The organism is Phyllobacterium sp., from assembly GCF_037994405.1.
Lineage (GTDB): Bacteria > Pseudomonadota > Alphaproteobacteria > Rhizobiales > Rhizobiaceae > Phyllobacterium.
Map to the genome: position 1 here is coordinate 1 of NZ_JBBNAN010000320.1, position 6,126 is coordinate 6,126.

Below are 6,126 nucleotides of genomic sequence, written 5' to 3' on the forward strand. Positions count from 1 at the left end.
CATCCGACGACTTTGCCTGCTCAGTAAATTGTTCAATTGTTTTCTGCTGGATATCGATGCGGCTCAGCTTCTGGGTATAGCGCTTCTGAAAGAAAATCTGTTCCGCCTTCTTGGCGTCTTCAGCGGAAACATCGCCAACTTCACCAAAATTCTGCGGGAATGTGATTTCCTTTTCGCCGGCTTGCTCCGCACGAAGACGCGCCAGTTTAGCAATCAGGCCGACACGGCGGCTCTGCAGGGATTGAAGATCGGAGCGTGCCTTCGTATCGTCGAGCTTGATCAGGGGCTGACCCACTGTCACTTCATCGCCCTCCTGAACCAGAAGACGATCAAGTATCCCGCCCTCCAGATGGCTGACCGTCTTGCGCTTCGAATCGACGATCACGGTTCCCATCGCAACCGCGGCGCTACCGAGTTCTGCCGAATAGGCCCAGCCGAAGAAGCCTCCAAATGCGATAAGAATCGTCATCAACCCGGCAATAACGAGCGGCCGTAACGGAGAACGCGCATCCTCCTGCTCCAGATCAGTCACCCATTCCGGCCGGACCGATCCAAACTTGGTGGGTAAATTCGCACTGACCGATGTTGCCCGAGGCGTCAGAAGTTGTGCGGCACGCTTTGGCAGATTCGTTTTGCCGGTCATGCTCCTGTTGCTCCCATTTTCGGACCTGTTGGAGTAATGGACGCGACCACGTCGGTGCGCGGACCAAACTGCGTGATGCGACCATCTTCAAGGACGAGCAACTTGTCGGCCACCTGCATGATCGTGGGACGATGGGCGATCATCACAACGATCGCTCCATCGTCACGCGCCTGTTCTATCGCACGCATCAAGGCTCTTTCGCCGACCGCATCAAGATTGGCATTGGGTTCATCCAGCACAATCAAGCGCGGACGGTTATAGAGGCATCGCGCAAGGCCTATGCGCTGACGTTGACCACCCGAAAGTGTCAGCCGCCCATCACCGACCGGCGTGTCGTAGCCAAGCGGCAATCGCCCGATCATTTCGTGCACATCGGCAAGTCGCGCTGCTTCGAGGACACGGTGGGGATCGCTTTCACCCATGCGCGCAATGTTATCCTTTATGGTACCGTCAAGAAGCGCAACCGACTGGGGCAGGTAGCCTGCAATCTCTCCGAATGATCCTCGTTCCCAGAGATAGACATTGTTGCCATCGAGAAAAACTCCCCCGGAGGTCGGTTTGACGATCCCGATCATCAAGCGGGCGAGCGTTGACTTGCCGGCTGCGGATGGACCAACAATGCCAAGCACTTCGCCCGGCGACAGGCTGAACGAAATCCCCTTGATGATCGGCATCTCAACGCCTGGGGCGGCATAGACGAGCTTGTCAACGATCAGGTCACCGTGCGGTCTGGGTGTCGGCATCGTCTGCCGTACAGCAAGGTTCTGCGCGAGCAGGGACTGAATTCGCTGCCAGTTATCAATCGCCAGCACCCATTGGCGCCATGTCTCAACGATGCGATCGAAAGGCATGAGGAGGCGGCCCACAATAATACTGACAGCTATCATCGCGCCGCCGGTAATTTCCTGTTGCATTGCAAGCAGCGTGCCAGCGCCCAGCGTGGCGATCTGTATGATAAAGCGTAATGTACGTGCGATAGTGGCCATTGCACGGCTGCGGTTGCCAGCAAGGTCAAGCAAATCCAACGAATTCATTTGAGCGGTTCGCCACCGTTTTGCCAAAGCCGGCAACATTCCCATAGCCTCGATCGCTTCAGCATGACGCAACGTGCTGCCAATTTTCGAAATGGCCTCAACATTTGCCTGATTTGCGTCCTTCATCATACTGCGCGTCATAAGATCCGTAACCACGCCGCAGCAGACAAGGATAATGACCGAGACAATGCCCATGATCCCAAAGACGGGATGTATGAGGAATAGCGCGCCAAGAAAAATAGGTGACCATGCCGCATCGAGTGGTGCGCTGACAGCCGATGAGGTCAAGAAATTGCGCAATTCAGTCAGATCACGCAGCGATTGCGTGGCTTTTGGCAGACCTTGATCGACCGACGCTTGGACCGCGGCAGTGAGAACCGGGAGATTAAGCCGGCGCACGAGGGCGCTACCCATCGCCTGAAACGACAAAGCGCGGATGAACTCAAGAACGCCAAAAACGAGTATGGCGCCCACAGCCAGGATGGTCAGCATCACCAACGTGTCCTGACTTTGGCTGTTGAGCACCCTGTCATGGACCTGCAACATATAGAGCGGTACCGTAAGCTGCAGCAGATTGATGCACGCACTCAGCAACACGGCATAGAGGAGGCCAGCCAAAAACACGCGGCGCGCCCGGAAAATCAGCGTTTCAGGCGTCGGCACAGCCGGCGTCATCACTTTTTTTCCAACATTGCTCTTGCCAATTGCATTGATTTGACGAGTATCGCTCATACGTTATCTGCCTTGGAAATGACACAGCTGCCGGTTAGCCATACGACCTTCGTCTAAGGCTACAGACTAGTAAAGTATTACTGCGCAGAATGTGACAGAAAAAAGTTCGTAGTGGGGGAAAATATGCGGAGGAGGATCGAGAATATATTTGCAACTTACTTCAAATTTTGAAGTAACCTTGATCATGGAGACCAAGATGATACAAACGCTTCTACCCAAGGAAGTGGAAGTCGAAACATCTATTGGCGACGTCGAAGTCGCTGATTTTCTCGAAAATACCGCAAAGAAACAGGGACATAGACATCCGGTTCATACGGTTGTGGTAACACACTTCGAACTGGCAAGGATGATAGAGCGAGTGAATCGTCGCTTCGCCAGTTTGTTGAGAACCGAAATGACCAAGCTGGGAATTGAGGACGTTGGCCCAGCTCAGGCGATGGTGCTTTTGGCCATCGGTGACGTCGAACTTTCCGTGGGTGAACTGCTGGACCGAGGTCACTATGTCGGTTCCAACATTTCCTATTATCTAAAGCAGCTTGCCGATGGAGGATATATCGACAGGGTTGCGTCTCAACGGGACAAGCGGTCTGCCCGGATCAGAGTGACGGAAAAAGGAGAGAAACTTTGTGCCAATTTGCGCGACGCGGGAGGCGCATACAACCGTGTGCTCGCAAGGGACGCCGATGATCTCCGCAATCTGGAAATTGCGTTTCAGACTCTGCACCGGCTTGAATTGGTTTGGGGAAATGCTGCTCGCTATGGCATCTGATTACCGTTTGAACCGCGTCATGATGCCTGGAGGGGATTGACTGCATGCATGTGACTTTTGTTCACAGGCGTGGATTTGGTCAATTCGCGGCTTTGGCCGAGCATCTCGCCACAAGCGGTCATGACGTCAGCCTGATTTGTGAAACAATGGACCGACGCCTTCCATCGGTCCGCGTAATCCGGCACAGAGTGGAGCCAGGCCCTCGAACTGACGGGCAGATGGCGAGACATCTGGGTATTCCGGACCATCACGTCCGCATTGGTCATCGCGTTGCGGAGACCCTTGATTCGATGGCCCGCCACGCAGCACGGCCCGACATTGTCATAGGGCACATAGGGTGGGGCAGCATGATGTTCGCGAAGGATGTCCTGCCGGATGTCCCGGCCCTGGGGTATTGCGAATTTTTCTACCGCGCCGAGGGCGCGGATATTGGCTTCGCGCCGGACGATAAACCAGACATCGAAACCCGCAAACGATTGAGGCTGCGCAACATTGCGCAGTTGCTGTCACTGGAAGCAATCGATGGTGGCATCAGCCCCACCCATTGGCAGAAAAGCCTATATCCTGCTGCAGTGCAGAACCGGATCGCCGTCTGTCATGAAGGGGTCGACACGAGCCGATTCCGACCTGACTTGAACGCATCTCTAAAGCTGCCAGACGGGCGTACGTTGAAACCGGGTTATCCGCCCATCATTACCTTCGTCGCCCGGGATCTCGAACCGTATCGCGGCTTTCCGCAAGCTCTCGAGGCCGCGGCAAAGGTTATGCGCCAAAATGCGGATGCGCTTTTCGTTTTCGTCGGGGGAGATGGGGTCAGTTACGGCACGCCGCCTCCCGGTGGCGGCTCGTGGAAGGACGCATTGCTCGCCGAGAACGACGTTCCGGCTGACAGAATTCTGTTTCCGGGAGCCATATCACACGATCTACTGCGTCAGCTCTACCAGATATCGTCCGCCCATATCTATCTTACCTATCCTTTCGTTCTGTCCTGGTCGGTGATCGAAGCGATGGCATGCGGCGCGCTGATCATCGGATCCGACACCCCGCCAGTGCGAGAGGTGATCCGGTCTGGCCAGAACGGGCTTCTCGTTCCCTTTTATGATACCGATGCTCTCGCCGACACGATCCTTCGCGTGCTTCAAAGCCCGAGTGATTTTCTGCCCATGCGGGTTGCGGCACGCAGGACCGTCGAGAATCGTTTCCGATTGACCGACTGCCTTTCACGGCAGAAATCCCTGATCGATTCGATATTGAGAGCATAGCGGTTTTGCTTAAGGAAATCCCGCCTTCGGTGGGATTCTCTTCAGCAAATCATCGACGATATTCCTTGATGCTGCGGCGCACATAAAAGTACATATAAATTAGTTTGAATTTTGAAACAATTAAATCCTATATATGTATTATATTTTGCTACAGTCGAAACAGTTATTGTGTTGACATTACTGTAGCAATATTTTTTCATGGTGCCAATTGCAGGCACCGCTTGCGCAATTGCTCATTAGACATTGGATGTCCATTTTGAACAAACCCTTGCCTACCAACGTTCAGCGGCACTCCCGCCGGCATCGCTACGCGATCGCTTCCGGTCTTGACCGAGCGCAGCTCGAGGCTTCGCCCCTTAGCGATCTCGTCGTTTTCGTTGAACCCGACACTAACCAGACGCAACTTTTCAACGCCTTTCCCTTGATTGGGGTGGCCGTTTCAGATTCAGGTGCCGACGAATTGCAGGCATCGTTGAAGAGCCTGTATAGGTTCAAATCACTACCGGAGGTCCCAATCATCCGGCTTGAAGGCGCGACGATCGACACTGAAGCGGCGCTCGTGGCGCAAGTACTGGAGTGCGGATTGGATCGTCTCACCAGCCACGTGACACGAGTTCATGCCGAGCTTGCGATGCTGCGGCGCGAGCGAGAAACACTGTTTGAGAATTACCGTGCCCTCGAGAATGCTTTTCACGCGCGAAATTGGGATTCGGTCACTGAAATATTCAATCACGATCCTTGCGTGGACCCCAAAGATGAAGGCTTCGCAAACCTCCTGCGTGAATCCGAAATCGAACAGCTCTTCCCGGTATCAAGCTACGCTGTGTCGGGTTTTGCCCTACATTTCCGTACCCTCCCGACAGGCCGTTCCGGTCAGTTGATCGTCACGCTGGATTATGTCGAAAACGGCGAAGGCATAGCGGAATGGATAATTCCCTATGGAAGCATCACCACAGACTGGAATTTCTTTTCCCTGCCGAAGGCATGCGACGGAGGTCATCGCACGTTACGGCTCAGAGTTTCCGCCACCGGAGGCGTGCCACCTGAGCTGTCGTTGGGGCATGTCATCACCAATGAACGCTACGCGGCCAAGGCACGGATACCACACGCCGATCTTGATATGCGGCCACTAGCCTTCCGGATCTTCACCGGTCTGCCCGGGGTTCGCCCGACAACTTTGCCGAATGTCTTTGTACCAACCGCTCTAATCACGGGTCGCAAGGTTGAAGACTATCGCTTGCCTGTAGAACTTCTTCGCAGCATCAGCAATGTCTCCGTAAGCTCGATCGAGCCGGATTTTCCGACGGTGCGTTTCCTGGAGCACGAGGACGCGATCGTATGCCACCCACTCAGTGAAGGCATAACGGCTGGCGCAGTCCGCAGAGTCGTGGCGCCGGGCACCGTTCGCGTATCCGCACGCGCGATGATCGATCACCCGGAGGGGCAGCCTGGTGCAGTCGGATTTCTACTCGTAAACTTGGCGGCGGACATCAAGAGTGAAATTGCTGCGCTTGAGCGTCCGGGCGAAGTGCGGCCCTCGGCACTCTTCAGCGGCTGGACCGAGATCACGGCGCAAAAACCGGTAGACATCAACTTCATGCTGGATACGCCGGTCGCTCGGACGATGGACCTCGTCGTTCTCAGTAAGGCAACCACGGACTCGGTCGATTTTTCCTGGCTTAAGGT

The 6,126-nt window shown here is 54.8% G+C and carries 4 protein-coding genes and 1 pseudogene; 3 read left to right on the plus strand and 2 right to left on the minus strand.

What is annotated here, in order from left to right:
• A pseudogene (locus AAAC48_RS17920) lies at nt 1-643 on the minus strand (HlyD family type I secretion periplasmic adaptor subunit); the annotation flags it as partial.
• Nucleotides 640-2,409, minus strand: coding sequence for a type I secretion system permease/ATPase (locus tag AAAC48_RS17925; protein WP_340655486.1), 1,770 nt, complete (start codon nt 2,407-2,409; stop codon nt 640-642). The pseudogene AAAC48_RS17920 and the gene AAAC48_RS17925, both read right to left, overlap by 4 nt.
• 199 nt (nt 2,410-2,608) lie before the next feature.
• On the opposite strand from AAAC48_RS17925, the gene AAAC48_RS17930 reads away from it, so the two are divergent.
• From AAAC48_RS17930 to AAAC48_RS17940, 3 genes are all read left to right on the plus strand, one after another.
• Nucleotides 2,609-3,178, plus strand: coding sequence for a MarR family transcriptional regulator (locus tag AAAC48_RS17930; RefSeq protein ID WP_340655489.1), 570 nt, complete (start codon nt 2,609-2,611; stop codon nt 3,176-3,178).
• Nucleotides 3,179-3,222: 44 nt separating this feature from the next.
• Nucleotides 3,223-4,440, plus strand: a complete 1,218-nt coding sequence (locus AAAC48_RS17935; RefSeq protein WP_340655487.1) for a glycosyltransferase family 4 protein — start codon at nt 3,223-3,225, stop codon at nt 4,438-4,440.
• 247 nt (nt 4,441-4,687) lie between these two features.
• Nucleotides 4,688-6,126: DUF6212 domain-containing protein (locus AAAC48_RS17940; RefSeq protein ID WP_340655488.1), on the plus strand; the 1,439-nt coding region annotated here is incomplete at its 3' end.